This window comes from Achromobacter sp. 1014246743 (assembly GCF_059760725.1).
This window is the reverse complement of sequence record NZ_JCBANA010000005.1, coordinates 51,046-67,041: the sequence shown is the minus strand read 5'-3', so window position 1 is coordinate 67,041 and position 15,996 is coordinate 51,046. Positions and strand designations below refer to the sequence as shown.

The 15,996-nt window shown below is 68.8% G+C and carries 17 protein-coding genes; 11 read left to right on the top strand and 6 right to left on the bottom strand.

Going from position 1 to position 15,996, the window contains the following annotated elements:
* Positions 1–13: 13 nt before the first annotated feature.
* The 7 genes from AC6LJ2_RS03670 to AC6LJ2_RS03640 all read left to right on the top strand — a co-directional run bounded on the left by AC6LJ2_RS03670 (position 14) and on the right by AC6LJ2_RS03640 (position 6,007).
* On the top strand, positions 14–1,114 hold the full coding sequence (locus AC6LJ2_RS03670) for a cupin domain-containing protein (RefSeq protein ID WP_498150809.1): 1,101 nt from the start codon (positions 14–16) through the stop codon (positions 1,112–1,114).
* A 35-nt stretch (positions 1,115–1,149) separates the two neighbouring features.
* Positions 1,150–1,644, top strand: a complete 495-nt coding sequence (locus AC6LJ2_RS03665; RefSeq protein WP_263914542.1) for an aromatic-ring-hydroxylating dioxygenase subunit beta — start codon at positions 1,150–1,152, stop codon at positions 1,642–1,644.
* A 23-nt stretch (positions 1,645–1,667) separates the two neighbouring features.
* Positions 1,668–2,936 carry an aromatic ring-hydroxylating dioxygenase subunit alpha gene (locus tag AC6LJ2_RS03660; RefSeq protein ID WP_445659029.1) on the top strand — a complete coding sequence of 423 codons (1,269 nt, stop codon included), beginning with the start codon at positions 1,668–1,670 and terminating at the stop codon, positions 2,934–2,936.
* A 2-nt stretch (positions 2,937–2,938) separates the two neighbouring features.
* Positions 2,939–3,259 (top strand): non-heme iron oxygenase ferredoxin subunit, encoded by a 321-nt coding sequence (locus AC6LJ2_RS03655; RefSeq protein WP_498150808.1) that lies wholly within the window; start codon positions 2,939–2,941, stop codon positions 3,257–3,259.
* A complete protein-coding gene (locus tag AC6LJ2_RS03650; RefSeq protein ID WP_498150807.1) occupies positions 3,256–4,485 on the top strand; it encodes an NAD(P)/FAD-dependent oxidoreductase in 1,230 nt (409 codons plus the stop codon). The genes AC6LJ2_RS03655 and AC6LJ2_RS03650 overlap by 4 nt, the downstream gene beginning before the upstream one ends.
* Positions 4,486–4,490: 5 nt before the next feature.
* Positions 4,491–4,916 carry a nuclear transport factor 2 family protein gene (locus AC6LJ2_RS03645; protein ID WP_498150806.1) on the top strand — a complete coding sequence of 142 codons (426 nt, stop codon included), beginning with the start codon at positions 4,491–4,493 and terminating at the stop codon, positions 4,914–4,916.
* Between the two features lie 107 nt (positions 4,917–5,023).
* Positions 5,024–6,007 (top strand): Bug family tripartite tricarboxylate transporter substrate binding protein, encoded by a 984-nt coding sequence (locus AC6LJ2_RS03640; RefSeq protein ID WP_445659033.1) that lies wholly within the window; start codon positions 5,024–5,026, stop codon positions 6,005–6,007.
* A gap of 6 nt (positions 6,008–6,013) precedes the next feature.
* Here AC6LJ2_RS03640 and arsH read toward each other — a convergent pair whose 3' ends face one another.
* From arsH to AC6LJ2_RS03620, 4 genes are read right to left on the bottom strand one after another with little or no spacing between them, the layout of a single operon-like run.
* The gene (arsH, locus tag AC6LJ2_RS03635; protein WP_498150805.1) at positions 6,014–6,751 is read right to left on the bottom strand and encodes an arsenical resistance protein ArsH; all 738 of its coding nucleotides are present in this window, start codon (positions 6,749–6,751) and stop codon (positions 6,014–6,016) included.
* Entirely contained in the window at positions 6,748–8,058 is a 1,311-nt protein-coding gene (locus AC6LJ2_RS03630; protein ID WP_498150804.1) for an MFS transporter, read from the bottom strand. Before AC6LJ2_RS03630 ends, arsH begins: the two co-directional genes overlap by 4 nt.
* A 5-nt stretch (positions 8,059–8,063) precedes the next feature.
* A complete protein-coding gene (locus tag AC6LJ2_RS03625; protein WP_498150803.1) occupies positions 8,064–9,140 on the bottom strand; it encodes an ArsO family NAD(P)H-dependent flavin-containing monooxygenase in 1,077 nt (358 codons plus the stop codon).
* Positions 9,137–9,463 (bottom strand): ArsR/SmtB family transcription factor, encoded by a 327-nt coding sequence (locus AC6LJ2_RS03620; RefSeq protein ID WP_498150802.1) that lies wholly within the window; start codon positions 9,461–9,463, stop codon positions 9,137–9,139. Before AC6LJ2_RS03620 ends, AC6LJ2_RS03625 begins: the two co-directional genes overlap by 4 nt.
* A gap of 71 nt (positions 9,464–9,534) precedes the next feature.
* On the opposite strand from AC6LJ2_RS03620, the gene AC6LJ2_RS03615 reads away from it, so the two are divergent.
* From AC6LJ2_RS03615 to AC6LJ2_RS03600, 4 genes are all read left to right on the top strand, one after another.
* A complete protein-coding gene (locus AC6LJ2_RS03615; RefSeq protein WP_263914554.1) occupies positions 9,535–9,891 on the top strand; it encodes a metalloregulator ArsR/SmtB family transcription factor in 357 nt (118 codons plus the stop codon).
* Positions 9,892–9,906: 15 nt separating this feature from the next.
* Positions 9,907–10,413: an arsenate reductase ArsC gene (locus tag AC6LJ2_RS03610; RefSeq protein WP_498150801.1), complete on the top strand. Its 507-nt coding sequence runs from the start codon at positions 9,907–9,909 to the stop codon at positions 10,411–10,413.
* A gap of 71 nt (positions 10,414–10,484) precedes the next feature.
* Positions 10,485–11,765 (top strand): arsenic transporter, encoded by a 1,281-nt coding sequence (locus AC6LJ2_RS03605; protein ID WP_263914557.1) that lies wholly within the window; start codon positions 10,485–10,487, stop codon positions 11,763–11,765.
* A 75-nt stretch (positions 11,766–11,840) separates the two neighbouring features.
* The gene (locus AC6LJ2_RS03600; protein ID WP_498150800.1) at positions 11,841–13,064 is read left to right on the top strand and encodes a hypothetical protein; all 1,224 of its coding nucleotides are present in this window, start codon (positions 11,841–11,843) and stop codon (positions 13,062–13,064) included.
* Between the two features lie 101 nt (positions 13,065–13,165).
* Here AC6LJ2_RS03600 and AC6LJ2_RS03595 read toward each other — a convergent pair whose 3' ends face one another.
* The gene (locus AC6LJ2_RS03595) at positions 13,166–14,377 is read right to left on the bottom strand and encodes a hypothetical protein (protein ID WP_498150799.1); all 1,212 of its coding nucleotides are present in this window, start codon (positions 14,375–14,377) and stop codon (positions 13,166–13,168) included.
* Positions 14,378–14,745: 368 nt separating this feature from the next.
* Complete coding sequence (locus AC6LJ2_RS03590; RefSeq protein WP_498150798.1) at positions 14,746–15,972, bottom strand: MFS transporter; 1,227 nt, start codon at positions 15,970–15,972, stop codon at positions 14,746–14,748.
* Positions 15,973–15,996 lie beyond the last annotated feature (24 nt).

Here is a 15,996-nt window from a genome sequence, read left to right as displayed (position 1 = left end):
AGAGGAGACAAGCATGTTCATCGACGTCAGCGGGGCGGCGCCCCGCGAACAGAACAGGTGGCCATCGATCGTGATTCCCAAAGAGGACATCGATCTGGAAATCGCCCGCCTGATCGACGCGCCCCGGCCGGACAACGGGCGACGCGCCTCGCTCATCACCCATCCCGAGGCGACCGTGCCGGGCCTGGGTCTCGCCCCCGGCACGGACGTCACCATCAACGTGGTGAACCCGGGCGAACGCACCTTCAACCTGCGCAAGAACTCCAACATGCTGGAAATCTGTATCAGCGGAGAAGGCGTGGCCACGGTGGCGGGCCGCGACATCCGCGTGGGCCATTGGGACGTCTGGAATACGCCCGCCATGCAGGTGCATTCGTATCGCAACGAGGGCAAGACGCCCTGGGTGCGGCTGTCTTATTCCAACGCGCCTCTCTTGGAAAAGCTGGAGATCCATTACGTCGAAGAGTTCGACGGCGCCGTGCCGCCGGCCGACGCCAATACCCGGCCCGCGCCGCCCCGGGCGCCGGACGCCGCCCGGTCGCGCGACCTGGCGCTGCGCGAACAGATCACGCCCGAGGGCGCGTGGCTGCTGGGCTATGAATGGCTGATCGATATCGACGTGCTGGACTCGAAGGCGCTGCATTGGCCCTGGCAGGCGGTGTCGCGCCACCTGCCCACGGTCGAGGACATGGCGCGGGGCTACAACGGCCGGCGCCTGTTCGTGCTGTACAACCCGGCGACCGAGCGCCGCATCGGCACCACGCACAGCTTTTTCGCGACCATCTCGTCGTCGCCGCCCGACAACCACCATGTGCCCCATCGCCATAGTTCGTCGGCCATCAACTATTACCTGCGCGGCAATGGCTACAGCAAGGTCAACGGCGTGCGGCTGGACTGGAAGGCGGGCGACCTGATCCTGTCGGCTCCCGGCTGGGCCATGCACTCGCACCACTCGGGCACCGAGACCACGTCGGCCCTGACCGTGCAGGACCACCCGCTGCAGATCGCGATGGAATCGCTGATCTGGCAAGAGCGCATGCAGGAACCCATCCTGGCGCTGGGCAGCCAGAGCGGCTTTGAAAGCAATCTGGCCCAGCTGGCCGTGGCCTCTTGAACCCTTGTTTCGCCCCCCCGACATCCGGATCCACCATGACCTTGACCGAACCCTTGTCCGATGCGCCGTCGTTGCGCGCGCGCCTGCGGGATTTCTACGATGACTACGCGTTCTGCCTGGACGAAGACCGGCTGGAACAATGGCCGGACTTCTTCACCGAAGACTGCCATTACCGCGTGCTGTCCCGCGAAAACCACGACGCCGGCCTGCCGCTGGGCCTGATCTACTGCATGAATCGCAACATGGTGCGCGACCGCGTGACGGCGCTGCGCGAAACCACCATGTTCGAGCCGCGCTCGCTGCGCCATTTCATCAGCGGCGTGCGCGTCATGGAAATCCAGGGCGACCACGTCGTATCGCAAGCCAATTTCGCCGTGATGGAGTCGCTGTCCGATCGCGAGCCGACCCTGAACATGGTCGGCCGCTACCTGGACGTGCTGCGCGTCACGCCGGGTGGCATCACGATCAGCCGGCGCGATTGCGTGTACGACAACTACCGCGTACGCACCTCGCTCATCGTTCCCATCTGAACCCGCCGCAAGGAAAACCTGCCATGACCTGTTCCGACTCCGCCGTGCTGGACACGCCTGCCGCGGCCCCCATCCATCTTGAACGTCGCTGGCCCAAAGAGGGCTACACCCGCATTCCCAACTGGGTCTATACCGATCCGGCCATCTTCCAGAAGGAAATGGACGTGTTCTTCGCCGGCCAGACCTGGAACTACGTCGGCCTGGAATGCGAAGTGCCCGAGGTCGGCTGCTACAAGCGCAACTGGATCGGCAACCGTCCGGTGATCATGGTGCGCACCGAAACGGGCGAGGTCGGCGTGCTGGAAAACCGCTGCGCGCACCGGGGTGCCCAGATCTGCTGGCACAACACCGGCAAGGTGAGCGACTTCACCTGCCCCTACCACCAGTGGAACTACGACCTGAATGGCAACCTGCAAGGGGTGCCGTTTCGCCGCGGCGCCATGGGCAAGGGCGGCATGCCCAAGGACTTCGATCCCAAGCAGAACGGCATCCGCAAGCTGCGCAGCGTGAACCGCGGCGGCTCGATCTGGGCCACGTTTTCCGAGGATGCCCCCAGCTTCGAAGACTATTGCGGCCCGGAAGTGCTGGCCGAGATCGACCACATGCTGCCGGGCAAGCCGCTCAAGCTGCTGGGCTACAGCCGCCAGCTGATCCCCAGCAACTGGAAGATGTACCTGGAAAACCTGAAGGACCCGTACCACGCCACCTTGCTGCACACCTTCTACATCACGTTCGGCCTGTGGCGCGCCGATTCCAGGTCGGAATGCATTCCCACCGGCGGCGGGGCGCACAGCGTCATGGTGTCGCACAACGAGGGCAAGAAAAAGACCGAAGCCACCACCGAGATGAGCCGCTTTCGCGACGACCTGGAGCTGCTGGACCTGGAAACCGTGACGCCGCGCGCCGAGTTCAACCGCGGCCGGGTGGGCGGCGCCTGGGTGTTCCCGGCGGCCCAGTTCGGCATCCAGGCGAACTCGCTGAAAACCCGTCACGTCATTCCCCGCAGCCCCACCGAGCACGAACTGGTGTTCACCTATTACGGCTACGAGGACGACGATGAGGAAATGACCCGCTTGCGGCTCAAGCATGCCAACCTGCTGGGGCCGGCCGGTTTCGTGTCGATGGACGACAGCGAGATGCTGAACCAGGTGCAGATCGGGGTGACGGGCTACCCCGAGGCGCGCGGCATGGTCGAGATGGGCGGCCGCGATACCGAGCCGGCCGACTACATGGTGACCGAGGTGCTGATCCGGTCGTTCTACGACTACTACCGCAAGGCAATGGGGCTGTGACCATGGATATCTGGAAACCCGTTGCCCGCGTGGCGGACATTTCACCGGACACTGGCACCCTGCGCGTCGTGCACGAGGGCGAGGCGGTCTGCCTGTACGACCTGCAAGGCGAAATCTGCGCCACCCAGGACCGCTGTCCGCACGGCAATGCCAGCCTGGCGGACGGCTACCTGGAAGACGGCAGGATCGAATGCCCGTTGCACCAGGGGGTGTTCGACGTCCGCTCGGGCAAGCCGCAGTGCCCGCCGGTCACGACCGACCTGCGCCGGTACGAGGTGCGCATCGAGGCCGATACGGTCTACCTGAAGGCGCAAGCAACGTGAGCGCGGACGCCATCGTCATCGTCGGCGCCGGCCAGGCGGGCGGCTGGGCCGCGACCACGCTGCGCGGCCGCGGCTTTGGCGGCCGGGTGGTGCTGCTGGGCGACGAGCCGCATGCCCCCTACGAGCGGCCGCCGCTCAGCAAGGCCGTGCTGGGCGGACAGGCGCCCGCCGAGAGCACCGAACTGTTTTCGGCGCAGCGCCTGGCGGAACTGGACATCGCGTTCCACCCCGGTATTGCCGCCACGCGGCTGCGGCTGGCGGACAGGCAGGTGGAGACGTCAGACGGCGCGTCGATCAGCTATGCCAAGCTGATCCTGTGCATGGGCGGCCGACCCGTGGTGCCGCCGCTGCCCGGCGTGGACAGCCCGGGCGTGCACGTGCTGCGCACCCGCGACGATGCGTTGCGGCTGCGGGCGCGACTGGGGCCGGACCGGCATGTCGTCATCGTGGGCGGCGGATGGATCGGGCTGGAAGTGGCCGCCACGGCGCGCCAGGCCGGCAGCAGGGTCACCGTGCTGGAACAGGCGCCGCGCCTGTGCGCCCGCAGCGTGCAGCCCGGCGTGTCCGCCCACCTGGCCGCCTTGCATGGGGCGCATGGCGTCGACCTGCGGCTGGGCGCCAGCCTGTTGGCCATCCATGCGTTGCCTGACGGCCGGCCGGTCGCCGAGCTGGCCAACGGCACCCGGCTGACGGCTGATGCCGTGGTGCTGGGGGTCGGGCTGGCCGCCAACGATGCGCTGGCGCGCGAAGCCGGCATTGCCTGCGACCGCGGCGTGCGGGTCGATGCGCATTGCCGTACGTCGGCGCCGGACGTCTATGCGGCCGGCGACGTCGCCGTGTCGACGCATCCCGCCACGGGTGACGCCATGCGCCTGGAATCATGGCAGAACGCCCAGGACCAGGGCATGGCGGCAGCCTTGGCGGCGCTGGGCGAGTCCGCCCCGTATGCGCCGACCGGCGCGGTCTGGTCGGAGCAGTACGGCGCCATGGTGCAGATCGTGGGGTTTCCGGCGCTGGCGCAATGCGAAGTGCTGCGTCCGCAAGCCGATCGCCGGATGCTGCTGTCGGTATCGCTGGATGCCGCCGGCCGCGCCGTGGCCGGCGTGGCGGTGGATGCCCCGCGGGAATTGCGCCAGCTGCGCAAATGGATCGCGCAGGGCGCAGTATTGGACCCGGCGTTGGTACAGCGGCCAGACGTGCCGTTGGCCAGCGCCCAGATCGGATGACGAGAATGATGGATCACACCTCCCAGCAAGCGCACGCGGTCAAGGCCGCCTGCGAAGCCGTCGTGCTGACGTTTTTTCACGCGCTGGACACCCGCCGCCATGACGCCGCCGCCGCCTTGATGGCCGCCGACGGGGTGTGGCTGCGGCAAGGCCAGCGGCTATGCGGGCCCCAGGAAGTGCTGGATGCGCTCAATGCCCGGGCGCCGGACCGCAGCACCTGCCACGTCATCACCAACCTGCGCCTGCTGGCGCAGGGCGAGGGCGGCGCCACCGTGGGCTATTTCCTGATCGCCTACGACAGCGTGCCGCAAGCGCAGGGCGGAGCGCCAGGGCTGGCCGCCATTCGGGAATGCCGCGATGTCCTGGTGGCCACCCCCGATGGCTGGCGCCTGGCCGACAAGAGCAGCCGCCGGCACCTGCCGCCGGAATAGCCCTGTCCAGGAGAGCGACCGAACCGATTTTTTCGCATCACAAGAGCGTGCCCGATACACCTAAAACGCCGCGGGCGCGCGCAACAGCATCCCAAAGGAGACAAACCATGAATACCCCCAAGAGCTTGATATGCCTGGCGGCCGCCGCGAGCGCGTGGCTGGCGGCATCCCCCGCGCTGGCCGAGCAGGCGGCCTGGCCCACCCACGCCATCACCCTGGTCGTGCCCTTCGCGGCCGGCGGTGGCGGCGACACGCTGGCACGCCTGGTGGCCGAGCCGCTGTCGCGTGAACTGGGCCAATCCATCATCGTGGAAAACCGCCCCGGCGCGGGCGGCAACATCGGCACGTCCATCGCCGCGCGCGCCGCGCCGGACGGCTACACGCTGTCTTACGGCACCAACGGCACCCAGGCGACCAACCACTGGCTGTACAAATCACCCGGCTACAAGCCGAACGACTTCGAACCGATTTCACGCTTCACGGTGATCGCGGCGGCGCTGGTCGTCAACGGCACGGACGAGCGTTTCAAGACGCTCGCGCAACTGGTGGATTACGCCAAGGCGCACCCCGGCGAGCTGACCTGTGGCTCGGCCGGCAACGGCACCTCGTCCCATCTGGCCTGTGAACTGTTGAACCAGATGGCCGGAATCAAGGTCATGCACATTCCGTACAAGGGTGGCGGCGCCGCCATGACGGACCTGCTGGGCGGGCGCATTTCGTTTTTGATCGACGTCATGCCCAACGTATCGGGCCAGATCGCGGCGGGCAAGCTGCGCGCCCTGGCCGTGACGACGCCCGAGCGCGTGGCCTCCAACCCCGACATTCCCACCCTGAGCGAGGCCGGGGTGAAGGGCTACGAGTTTTTCGCCTGGGACGGCCTGTACGCGCCCAAGGGCACGCCGGCCGCCGTGCTCGACAAGCTGAACGCCGCCGTCAACCGGGCGTTGCAGCAGCCCGAGGTGAAAAAGGCGCTGGAATCGCGCGGCGCCATCCCGTCGCCGACCTCGCGCCAGTCGTTGGCGGAGTTCGGCGCCGAGGAATACACGCGCCTGGGCAAGGTCGTGAAGACCGCGGGCGCCGCCATCGACTGATGGCGCTCAGGGCGCCATCGCCTCGCGCGCCAGCCGCGCGACTTCCTGCGCCACGCCTTTGCGTTCGCTGTAGCGGTCGGTCAGGTAGTCGCTGCGGTCGCGCACCAGCAGCGTGAATTTCATCAGCTCTTCCATCACGTCGACGACCCGGTCGTAATAGGACGACGGCTTCATCCGGCCGGCGTCGTCGAATTCCTGGAAGGCCTTGGCCACCGACGACTGGTTGGGGATGGTCACCATCCGCATCCAGCGGCCCAGCACCCGCAGCGCATTGACGGCGTTGAACGACTGCGAGCCGCCCGACACCTGCATCACCGCCAGGGTACGGCCCTGGGTGGGGCGGACGCTGCCGGTTTCCAGCGGCAGCCAGTCGATCTGGCTCTTGAAAACGCCGGTGATCGTGCCGTGCCGCTCGGGACTGCACCAGACCTGGCCTTCGGACCACAGCGACAGCGCGCGCAGCTCGGCCACCTTGGGATGGTCGGCGGGCGCGCCGTCCGGCAGCGGCAGGCCATGGGGGTCGAAGATGCGCGTTTCGGCGCCCAGCCGGGTCAGGATGCGAGCGGCTTCTTCCGTGAGCAGCCGGCTGTACGAACGCTCGCGCAGCGAGCCGTACAGCAGCAGGATGCGCGGCGGATGCGTGGCGCCGCCGTGCAGCGCCAGGTGGGCGTGGCGGGGCGGATCCAGCAGGGTGTCGTCCAGGTTGGGCAGGGTGAGGTCGGTGAGAGAAGAGGCGTGTGTCACTGGGGCTTGCTCTGGGGGGAGGGGAAGGAGGGTATCGCGGCGGGGCGGCTGAACCAGGCGGCGAGCCAGAAGCTGGCCGCCAGCATCAGGGCCACGACCACGATGGCGATCAACACGGTGCCGTAGGACGCGCCGACGGACCACAGCAGCGCGGCCCCGACCGGCGCCGCGGCGCGCGCCAGGGTCATGGGCACCGTCAACAGGCCGTTGATCGCGCCGTAGGCGTGGCGGCTGAGCATCTCGGGCACCACCATGCCGCGCACGATGGTGAAAATGCCGTTGGCGCCGCCGTAGACGACGCAGATCGCGGCCACGGTGGGGAAATCGGCGCCCAGAAATGCCAGCGCGCCAAACGCCAGCGGAAATATCGTGACGACGGCCGCACCGACGGCGCGCATCGACGCCTGGGCGGCGAACAGGCTGACCACGATGCGGCCCGCGACCTGGGCCGGCCCGATCAGGGCAATGGCCTGCACGACCGATGCCGTGTCCAGCCCGCGTTCGCGCAGCAGCGGATACATATGGAAGGTGAAGGCGGAGAAAGCTGCCGCGTAGGCGGTCAGCGACACCAGCAGGGCCCAGAACACGGGGCGGCGCAGCGCCTGCCGGACGGCCTGGCGGTTGTGGTCGCGCTGCGTCTGGGCAGTGGCGCCCGCGGCGGGTGGCAGGTCTCGCGCCGGGTCGATGAACAGCAGGTAGGCGCCGGCGCACACCAGCGCGTTCACGGCGGCCAGCACCATCAGGGCCTCGCGCCACCCCCAATGCGTCAGCAGCCACTGCACCAGCGGAATGAACACCGTGCTGGCAAAGCCGCCCCATAGCGTCAGCGACGTGATGCCGGCGCGGGAATGGGCCGGGCCGACGCGGCGCGCGACGACGGCGAAGGCCGGCTCGTACAGCGTGGCCGCCTGCAATGCGCCGATGCCCGCCACCAGCGCGTAGAACGCGGCCAGCGACGTCACCTGCGACCACAGCAAGAGCAGCGCCCCGGCCAGCAGCGACGACAAGCCCATTACCCAGCGGCCGTGGCCGCGGTCGACGGCCACGCCGACCGGAAACGCGGCCAGCGCAGCCAGAACCAGGCCCAGCGTGGCGGCGCCGTACAGATCCGGCTTGCTCCATCCCAATTCGGCGCCCATGGCCTCGGCGATCAGGGGAAAGCTGTAGTACAGCGATCCCCAGGAACAGATCTGGCCGATGCCCAGCGCCGTGATCAGGCCGCGGGCCTTGTCGGGCGGCGGGGCCGCGGCCGGCTGGTGCGCGGCGCGATCGCCCGGGCCCGGGCGGGACGACAGGGGGGAAGTCATGGCGGTCAGGGGGTAGGGGCGTCTTGGAGGAAGGCGGCGACGTCGGCGGCCGTGGATTTGGCGGTACGCAAAATGCCGATCAGCGTGGCGGACGCGAAGCCGGTCCATTCGCCATAGCCGACCAGCCACAGGCCCGGCACGGCGGCTGCCCGCGTGCCGTCCAGGGCGATCTTGCCGTCGGCGGCCAGCACGCCCAGCGGCGCCAGCGGGTCCAGCGCGGGCTGGAAACCCGTGCACCAGATCACGGCATCGACCTCGGATTCGTGGCCGTCGGGCCAGACGACGCCGCTGGGGGTGAAGCGCACGAAGGGCCGCACGGCGTGCAGCACGCCGCGGTCGCGCGCCTCGCGCACCGGCGGCACCATGACGATGTCGCCGAAACCGCCGGGCAGGTCGTCGGCCGGCCGGCCTTGCTGCATGGCCTGCCAGCGCAGCGTGGCGCGTTCGAACAGCACGCGGCCGTCCACCTCGTCCGGCAGGAATTGTGGCGGCGCCTGCGTGACCCAGGTGACGTGGGCCGTCTGCGAAAGCTCGGCCAGGATCTGCGCACCGGAATTGCCGCCGCCCACGACCAGCACGCGCTGGCCCGCGTAAGGGGCCGGCGAACGGTAATGGGCCGAATGGGTCTGCGTGCCGCGAAAGGTGGACGCGCCGTCGATGGCGGGCACGAAGGGTTTGCTCCAGGTGCCGGTGGCGCTGATCACCGCGCGGCTGTGCCACGGGCCCTGGTCTGTCTGGATGAGGAAGCCACCGTTTTGCCGCTGCACGGCCTGCACCTGCACCGGCCGGTGCACGGCGAAACCGTAGCGGGCTTCGTAGCGGGTCAGGTAGTCCACGACGTGATCGCGCGACGGATAGCCGGGTGTCGCAGGCATGGGCCAGCCCGGCAGCGAGCTCCATTGCGCGGGAGAAAACAGCCGCAGCGAATCCCAGGCCTCGCGCCAGGCGCCGCCTGGTTGCGGGCGGGCGTCCAGCAGGGCGACATCAAGCGCGTGCCGTCTGGCGAAGTAGGCCGTGGCCAGCGCGCTTTGGCCGGCGCCGATGATGACGACGTCGGCGCGGCGGGTGGGGTGGGCGGTCATGCCGGCAGGTCCGGGTCGGCCGGCAGCGGGGCGCACGCCACACCGCTGCAGCATTCGGCCGTCAGGTACTCGACCAGCCCGAACATCAGGTCGGTATTGGCGCGGTAGCGCATGTAGCGGCCTTCCTGTTCGACGGTCAGCAGGCCGGCCTGGGTCAGCGCTTTCAGGTGAAACGACAGGTTGGTGGGCGGCAGCTGGAGTTCGGCGGCGATCTGGCCGGCCACGCAGCCGGCGGGTGCGGCGCGTACCAGCAGGCGGAAGATGTCCAGCCGCACGCCGGAGGCGAGCGATTCGAAGACGGTGACAGCGGTGTTTTTGTCCATGCAGCAATACTACAACTATTGTTGAACAATTAAAACTTTACGCTTTTCGATATTTCCACTAAAGTCGAATTATGGAAATGAAAGATGCCGTGAAAGCCCTGGCCGCGATCGCCCACGAATCGCGCCTGACCGTGTTCCGTCTGCTGGTGCAAGCCGGGTCGGCCGGTTTGCCCGCTGGCCAGTTGGCCGAGAAAGCGGGCATTCCGCCGTCGTCGCTGTCGTTCCACCTGAAGGAACTGGTGCACGCCGGCCTGTTGCAATCCCGCCAGGAAGGGCGGTTCGTCATCTACGAAGCCCGCTTCGAATCGATGGCCGACCTGCTGGCTTATCTCACCGACAACTGCTGCGGCGGCGCGCCTTGCGCGGTGCTGCCGCAGGTGGCGGGTACCCCAGCCCCCGCCGACGCGGGGCGCGCCGATCCCCTCTGATCCTTCTATCTCATCATGGCTGACAAGGTCTACCACGTACTCTTTCTGTGCACGGGCAATTCCGCCCGCAGCATCATGGCCGAAGCGCTGCTCAATACCCTGGGCAAGGGCCGCTTCCAGGCCTACAGCGCCGGCAGCCACCCCGGCGGCACCGTCAACCCGTTCGCCTTGGAAAAGGTGAGGGTGCTGGACTACCCGCCGGAACGCCTGCGCAGCAAAAGCTGGGACGAATTCGCGGTGCCGGGCGCGCCGCAGATGGATTTCATCATCACCGTCTGCGACAACGCCGCGGGCGAAGTCTGCCCCATCTGGCCGGGCCAGCCGATCTCGGCGCATTGGGGCTTTGAAGACCCCGCCGCCGCGCAGGGGTCCGACGACGACAAGCGCCGCGTCTTCGAAAAGGTGTTCCGCCAGATCTCGGCGCGCATCAACATCTTCGCCAACCTGCCGCTGGCCGCGCTGGACAAGGCCGCGATCCAGCGCGAACTCAAGCAGATCGGCGCCGAACCGCCGGCCGCCTGACGCACGCATGCCGCCACAGGGCGCCGGCCGGCCGCGGCCGCGCCTTTTTTTCATCTTCGACAGACGTATTCATGCTTACCGCCATCGCCATCTTCGTGTTCACCCTGGTCCTGGTCATCTGGCAGCCGCGTGGGCTGGGCATCGGCTGGAGCGCCAGCCTGGGCGCGGCGCTGGCGCTGGCCTTGGGCGCCGTGCACCTGGCCGACATCGCGGTGGTGTGGCAGATCGTCTGGAACGCCACGGCCACCTTCATCGCCGTCATCCTCATCAGCCTGCTGCTGGACGAAGCGGGCTTTTTCGAATGGGCCGCGCTGCACGTGGCCCGCTGGGGCCGGGGCCGGGGACACGCGCTGTTCGCCTTGATCGTGCTGCTGGGCGCGGCGGTGGCGGCGCTGTTCGCCAACGATGGCGCGGCGCTGATCCTGACGCCCATCGTCATGGCGATGCTGGTGGCGCTGGGCTTCAGCCCCGCGGCCACGCTGGCTTTCGTGATGGCCGCCGGCTTCATTGCCGATACGGCCAGCCTGCCGCTGATCGTGTCGAACCTGGTCAACATCGTGTCGGCCGATTTCTTCGGCATCGGTTTTGGCCGCTATGCGGCGGTGATGGTGCCGGTGAACGTCGTGGCGGTCGCGGCCACGTTGGCGGTGTTGTGGCTGTATTTCCGCCGGGACATCCCGGCGCGGTATGACGCCGCCTCGCTCAAGGCGCCGGCCGCCGCCATTCGCGACGCCGCCACGTTCCGCGCAGGTTGGGTCGTGCTGGCGCTGCTGCTGGTGGGGTTTTTCGGGCTGGAGCCGCTGGGCGTGCCGGTCAGCGCGGTGGCGGCCGCAGGCGCGGCCATTTTGCTGGCGGTGGCGGGCCGCGGGCACGTCATCAGCACCCGCAAGGTGCTGCGCGAGGCGCCCTGGCAGATCGTGGTGTTTTCGCTGGGGATGTACCTGGTCGTGTACGGCCTGCGCAATGCCGGGCTGACGCAGCTGTTGGCCGACGTGCTGAACGCGCTGGCGGGGCAGGGCCTGTGGGCGGCCACGTTCGGCACCGGCCTGATATCGGCTTTCCTGTCGTCGGTGATGAACAATATGCCGACGGTGCTGGTGGGCGCGCTGTCGATCGATGCCAGCCAGGCCAGCGGCGTGGTCAAGGAAGCCATGGTCTACGCCAACGTCATCGGCAGCGACCTGGGCCCGAAGATCACGCCCATCGGCAGCCTGGCCACGCTGCTGTGGCTGCACGTGCTGGCCCGCAAGGGCACGACGATTTCCTGGGGGTATTACTTCAAGGTGGGCATCGTGCTGACGCTGCCGGTGCTGGCGGCGACGCTGGCGGCGCTGGCGCTGCGGCTGGGGTAGGCGGCTGCCGCACGCGCATCGCTCGGCGCGCAGGATCGGTATCATCGGGGTTGGATCATCCGACGGGCTTCCCGATTGAAGACCAGAAACTACCTCTTCGGCATCATCGTTTCCTTTGCATTGGCGGGCTTCCTGGCCTTCCTGGGCATCGTGGCCGTCACCGCCGACAACCTGGGCTGGGGCGTGGTGGCCCTGTTGAGCTACGCGGTGATGTTCGGCGGGCCGGCGGCCATCGTGCTGGTCGTGACCTGGGTCGTGTACCTGGTGCGGGATCGGGGCAATGTGCCGGCACGCGTCCATGGCCTGATGTTCTTGCCGACGCTGTTGGCCGTGTTGATCGTGCCCGTTGATGATTCCATCCGCCAGGGGCGGGCGGACCGCTTCCGCCAAGGCAATCCGGCCATCGCCGAGACGCACGTCAATCTTGCCGGCCACCCGTTGGGGCTGGATTTCCGCCAGGCCTCGTCGTCATCGGGCGGCTCGCAATGGCTGGAACCGGCTTCAGGCGCCCAGACCGGCTTTACCAGCCTGCGGCGCTATCCCGGCCCGGACGTCGTGGCCGCCGGCACGTTTCCGTACGACGGCGATCGCCTGAAGGCCGGCGCCACCCGCTACGCGTACTTCAACTTCGACGGCACCCCCACCGGGGTCGATCTGCCGTTGCAGCGCCTGCCGTACCCGGACCTGTCCAGGCTGGTTGCCGCGTTCGCCTATGGCGAGGCGGCGCTGCTGATGCACCAGTATTTTCACTATGCCGACCACGTCGAGGTGGCGCCCGGCCTGGCGCGATTTGCCGGCACGACCGAAGACGCGATGATGTCGGCCGCCATCCCCGGGCTGACGCTCTTCAGCCTGGAAAACTACACGCCGCAGACGCTGATGCGCGTGGAAATCAATGGCCAGACGCTGGATCTTCAGGGGCCGGCCCGCAGCCTGGCCGGCATGCGTTGCGATCCGCCCCGCGGGAGCAGCCCCGCGGTGGCGGACCTGGACGCGCCGCTGACGGTGCGGTGGCAGACGCGCGAGGACGCCCCGGCCTGGCACGAGGCGAAGGTGGCGGTGCCGCCGTTCGGCGCGGCCAGCAAGGCGGACGGCGGCAGGCCGTCGTTGCCGCAGGTGCGTCTGTATGTGCTGCCGGACGGTTCCGTTGCCGCCGAGCGCTACCGGGAAATCCGCGCGCGCGGCGGCGATCTGGCGCTGCGCACCACCGGCGTGCCGCAGGCGGCCAAGGCGCATACGATGTGCGGCGGCGCGTACGCCAACTACAACCCGCAGACGGTGAAGCTGCTGGCGGATTAGGCGGGGCCGTGGCGGTCCATGCATACGCCTGAAGGCGGCGGGTGCAAGCCTTGACGACCAACCTTGGCGCATCGGCGTGGCGGCCAAATAGGTGGCCAACCCTAGCGCACCGGCGTGGCGGCCAGATACGCGGCCAGCGTGTCGCGCGTATCCGGCAGGCCCACCGTCATCCGGGCCAGTCCGGCATTGCCGTCGCGGGGATTCCAGAGATCCGGGTTCGCATGCAGGGCCAGCAAGACGGCATGCTGCGCGGGCGACAACTGCGCCGGCAACGGCGGGCGCTGGCCCGGCCGAAAGGCGGCTGCCTGGTCGGGAAAGGCCAAGGTCAGGATGCGGCCCCATTCGCTGTTGGCGAGCAGGCCGCCCTGTGTCCGGGCGATCAGGGCCAGCGCCGCGGGCAGCAGTTGCGCAAGGGGCACCTGGCGTTCGATCAGCGCGCCCAGCAAGGTCAAGCGGGTATGCATGGGAAAGTATGGCGGCCGCTGCGTGAACCAGGCGTCGACCTGGTCCGGGCGGGTCAGGGCCGTGACCAGGATCGCCGTGCCGCGCGCATCGGGCACGAACAAGGCGGCGCAGGCGCGGATGGCGTCGTCGGCATCGTCCAGCCAGCGGGATACGTCGCGACCCAGCTGGCCCAAGGCCAGGACCAGGCCGGCGCGGTCGTCCCGTGCATCACGCGCGGCGCCATCGTCCAACCGTGCCTGCAGGCGCGCGGCGACAGCTTGGGCCGCGGCGCTGTCCCGGGCCATCACGCCCCATTGCGCGGCGGCGTTGACGGCTTCGCGGCGAGTCTCGTTGTCGTCGTCCGACAGACATGGCGCCAGCGCAGACAGCACATCGCCTGTCATCGCATGCAACGCCAGGAAGGCGTGGCACATCAAGGTCGAGATCAGCGGCGAGCCCCAACCTTGTTCGTCTTCGCCGTCTTCATCGTCGCGCAGATGCAGAATCAGCGTGTCGAGATCCGCGTCGCTGGGGTAGGGGTCGGCCTGCGGCGGTTCGATCGCGTTCAGGCTGCTGCCGACCTGGCCCAGGAAGGCGGCCAGCGCGGCCATCGTGTCCGCGTCTAGGGCGGCGCGCGCGGTGGCATCGCGCAGCAGCGTCGTGATGACACCGACCGCGGCGGGCGTGGCGGAATAGATCGTGCCCTGGTGCAGGATCGCGCTGTACAGATGCGTCAGCGCCGCCTGGCGCTGGGCGAGTTGCGGGCTGGCCAGGTTGCGCAGGTGGCCGGGCGTGTCGTCGGCCACGCCATAGGCGTGAAACAGGCGACCCCAATCGGTGTCGTGCAGCACCGTCTTCCAATCTGACAAAACTGTTCTCCCGGGTCTTGCGTCAGCGCAGCATCATAGCCGCCCCGCGTCGTGCCGATGGGGCACGCGGGGACCCCATGCGCGGGGCAAGGCAAGTCCCGCATCCGGCATAGTTGCAGCAGCCCGGCGCCCGCGGCCATGGCCGGGCGCGTGCCGTGCACACGGAAGGCGCGGCCCGCCCAGGGTGCGGCCAGGCCCATCGCCACATACATGACCGAGGTGCCCAGGAAGACCGACGCCGCCGAGGCGTCCAGATCCGCCGCGACCGGCGCGGCAATCACGGGCAGCACGCCCACCACGCCCCAGCCGTTGACCTGTGTCACGGCCAGCAGGATCAAGACCGTCAGGTGGCGTGGCATGGTCGGGATTCAGGCCGAGGCGGGCGCCGTGGGAGAGGCGTCGGCCACCCGCGTTTCGCGCAGCGCCAGCAACGCGGCGCAGGCCAGGCCGGCGATGCCCGCCAGCGCCATGAACGCCGCGCGGTAGCCGGCGTGTTGCACGATCAGGCCCGCCAGCCCGTTGCTGAGCGAGGCGCCGATGCCGAACACGGTGGTCACGGCGCCCAGGCTGGCATTGAAGCGGCCGGTGCCCTGGGTCAGGTCCAGCACCATCAAGGGCAGCACGGCGCCGAAGATGCCAGCGCCGATACCGTCGAGCAGTTGCACGGCGACCAGCCAGGCCATGTCGTCCGACAGCGTGTACAGCAGGCCGCGCACGGGCAGGATCGCGAACCCGATCAGCAAGAGCGGCTTGCGGCCCACGTGGTCGGCATAACGGCCCACGGCCATGGCGGCGGGAATCATCACGAACTGCGCTGCCACGATGCAGGCAGACGTCAGGGGCGTGGCCAGCGCCGGATTGGCCAGCGCCAGTTTCTGGCTGACCAGCGGCAGCATGGCGGCATTGGCCAGGTGGAACAGCGCGCAGCTGACGGCCAGCAGCACCAGCGGGCGATTATCAAGCAGCTGGCGCAGCGGGACGGGTTGCGGCGCGGCCGCCGGGTCGTCGTGCGCGAGGCCGCGCGCCCGGTCCAGGTCGATGTCTGCGGGAATGCGCAAGGCGGCGGCGACGCTGGCCAGGGCCATCGCGGCCATCAGGTAGAACACGGCCACCGGGCCCCAGAAATACGCCAGCACGCCCGCCAGAATCGCGGCCACGGCGTTGCCGGCGTGGTTATAGGACTCGTTGCGCGCGATGCGCGCGGTGAAGGCGCCGCGGGCGCTGAGCCCCAGCGTGATGGCGGCGATCAGCGGCGCAAAGACCGATGACGCTACGCCGGCCAGTGACTGCGTGAACGTGACCCAGGCAAAGCTGGCATTGACCAGCACGGCCATGCAGGCCAGCGTCACCAGGATGGCGGCGGCCATCAGCAAGGCGCGCTTGTTCGGCGTGCGGTCGACCAGCGCGCCGGCCGGGGTCTGCGCGGCCAGCGCCGCCAGGCCGGACAGGGTCATGACCAGGCCGATGCTGTCCGGCCGCCAATGGTGCACGGCCAGCAGATAGATGGCCAGGTAGGGGCCCAGGCCGTCGCGCACGTCGGCGACGAAGAAATTCAACCAGTCCAGCGGACGCGAAGCAGGCGAGGGGGCAGACACGGGAGGGGCCGTCAGGACGGAGCA

Bases quoted from the DNA above. Each gene is read 5' to 3' on its own strand.
- AC6LJ2_RS03615 (WP_263914554.1), top strand. From the start codon at position 9,535: ATGGAAATGAAAGATGCCGTGAAAGCCCTGGCCGCGATCGCCCACGAA.
- AC6LJ2_RS03610 (WP_498150801.1), top strand. From the start codon at position 9,907: ATGGCTGACAAGGTCTACCACGTACTCTTTCTGTGCACGGGCAATTCC.
- AC6LJ2_RS03655 (WP_498150808.1), top strand. From the start codon at position 2,939: ATGGATATCTGGAAACCCGTTGCCCGCGTGGCGGACATTTCACCGGAC.
- AC6LJ2_RS03620 (WP_498150802.1), bottom strand. From the start codon at position 9,463: ATGGACAAAAACACCGCTGTCACCGTCTTCGAATCGCTCGCCTCCGGC.
- AC6LJ2_RS03670 (WP_498150809.1), top strand. From the start codon at position 14: ATGTTCATCGACGTCAGCGGGGCGGCGCCCCGCGAACAGAACAGGTGG.
- AC6LJ2_RS03640 (WP_445659033.1), top strand. From the start codon at position 5,024: ATGAATACCCCCAAGAGCTTGATATGCCTGGCGGCCGCCGCGAGCGCG.
- AC6LJ2_RS03645 (WP_498150806.1), top strand. From the start codon at position 4,491: ATGATGGATCACACCTCCCAGCAAGCGCACGCGGTCAAGGCCGCCTGC.
- AC6LJ2_RS03605 (WP_263914557.1), top strand. From the start codon at position 10,485: ATGCTTACCGCCATCGCCATCTTCGTGTTCACCCTGGTCCTGGTCATC.
- AC6LJ2_RS03660 (WP_445659029.1), top strand. From the start codon at position 1,668: ATGACCTGTTCCGACTCCGCCGTGCTGGACACGCCTGCCGCGGCCCCC.
- AC6LJ2_RS03625 (WP_498150803.1), bottom strand. From the start codon at position 9,140: ATGACCGCCCACCCCACCCGCCGCGCCGACGTCGTCATCATCGGCGCC.
- AC6LJ2_RS03665 (WP_263914542.1), top strand. From the start codon at position 1,150: ATGACCTTGACCGAACCCTTGTCCGATGCGCCGTCGTTGCGCGCGCGC.
- AC6LJ2_RS03630 (WP_498150804.1), bottom strand. From the start codon at position 8,058: ATGACTTCCCCCCTGTCGTCCCGCCCGGGCCCGGGCGATCGCGCCGCG.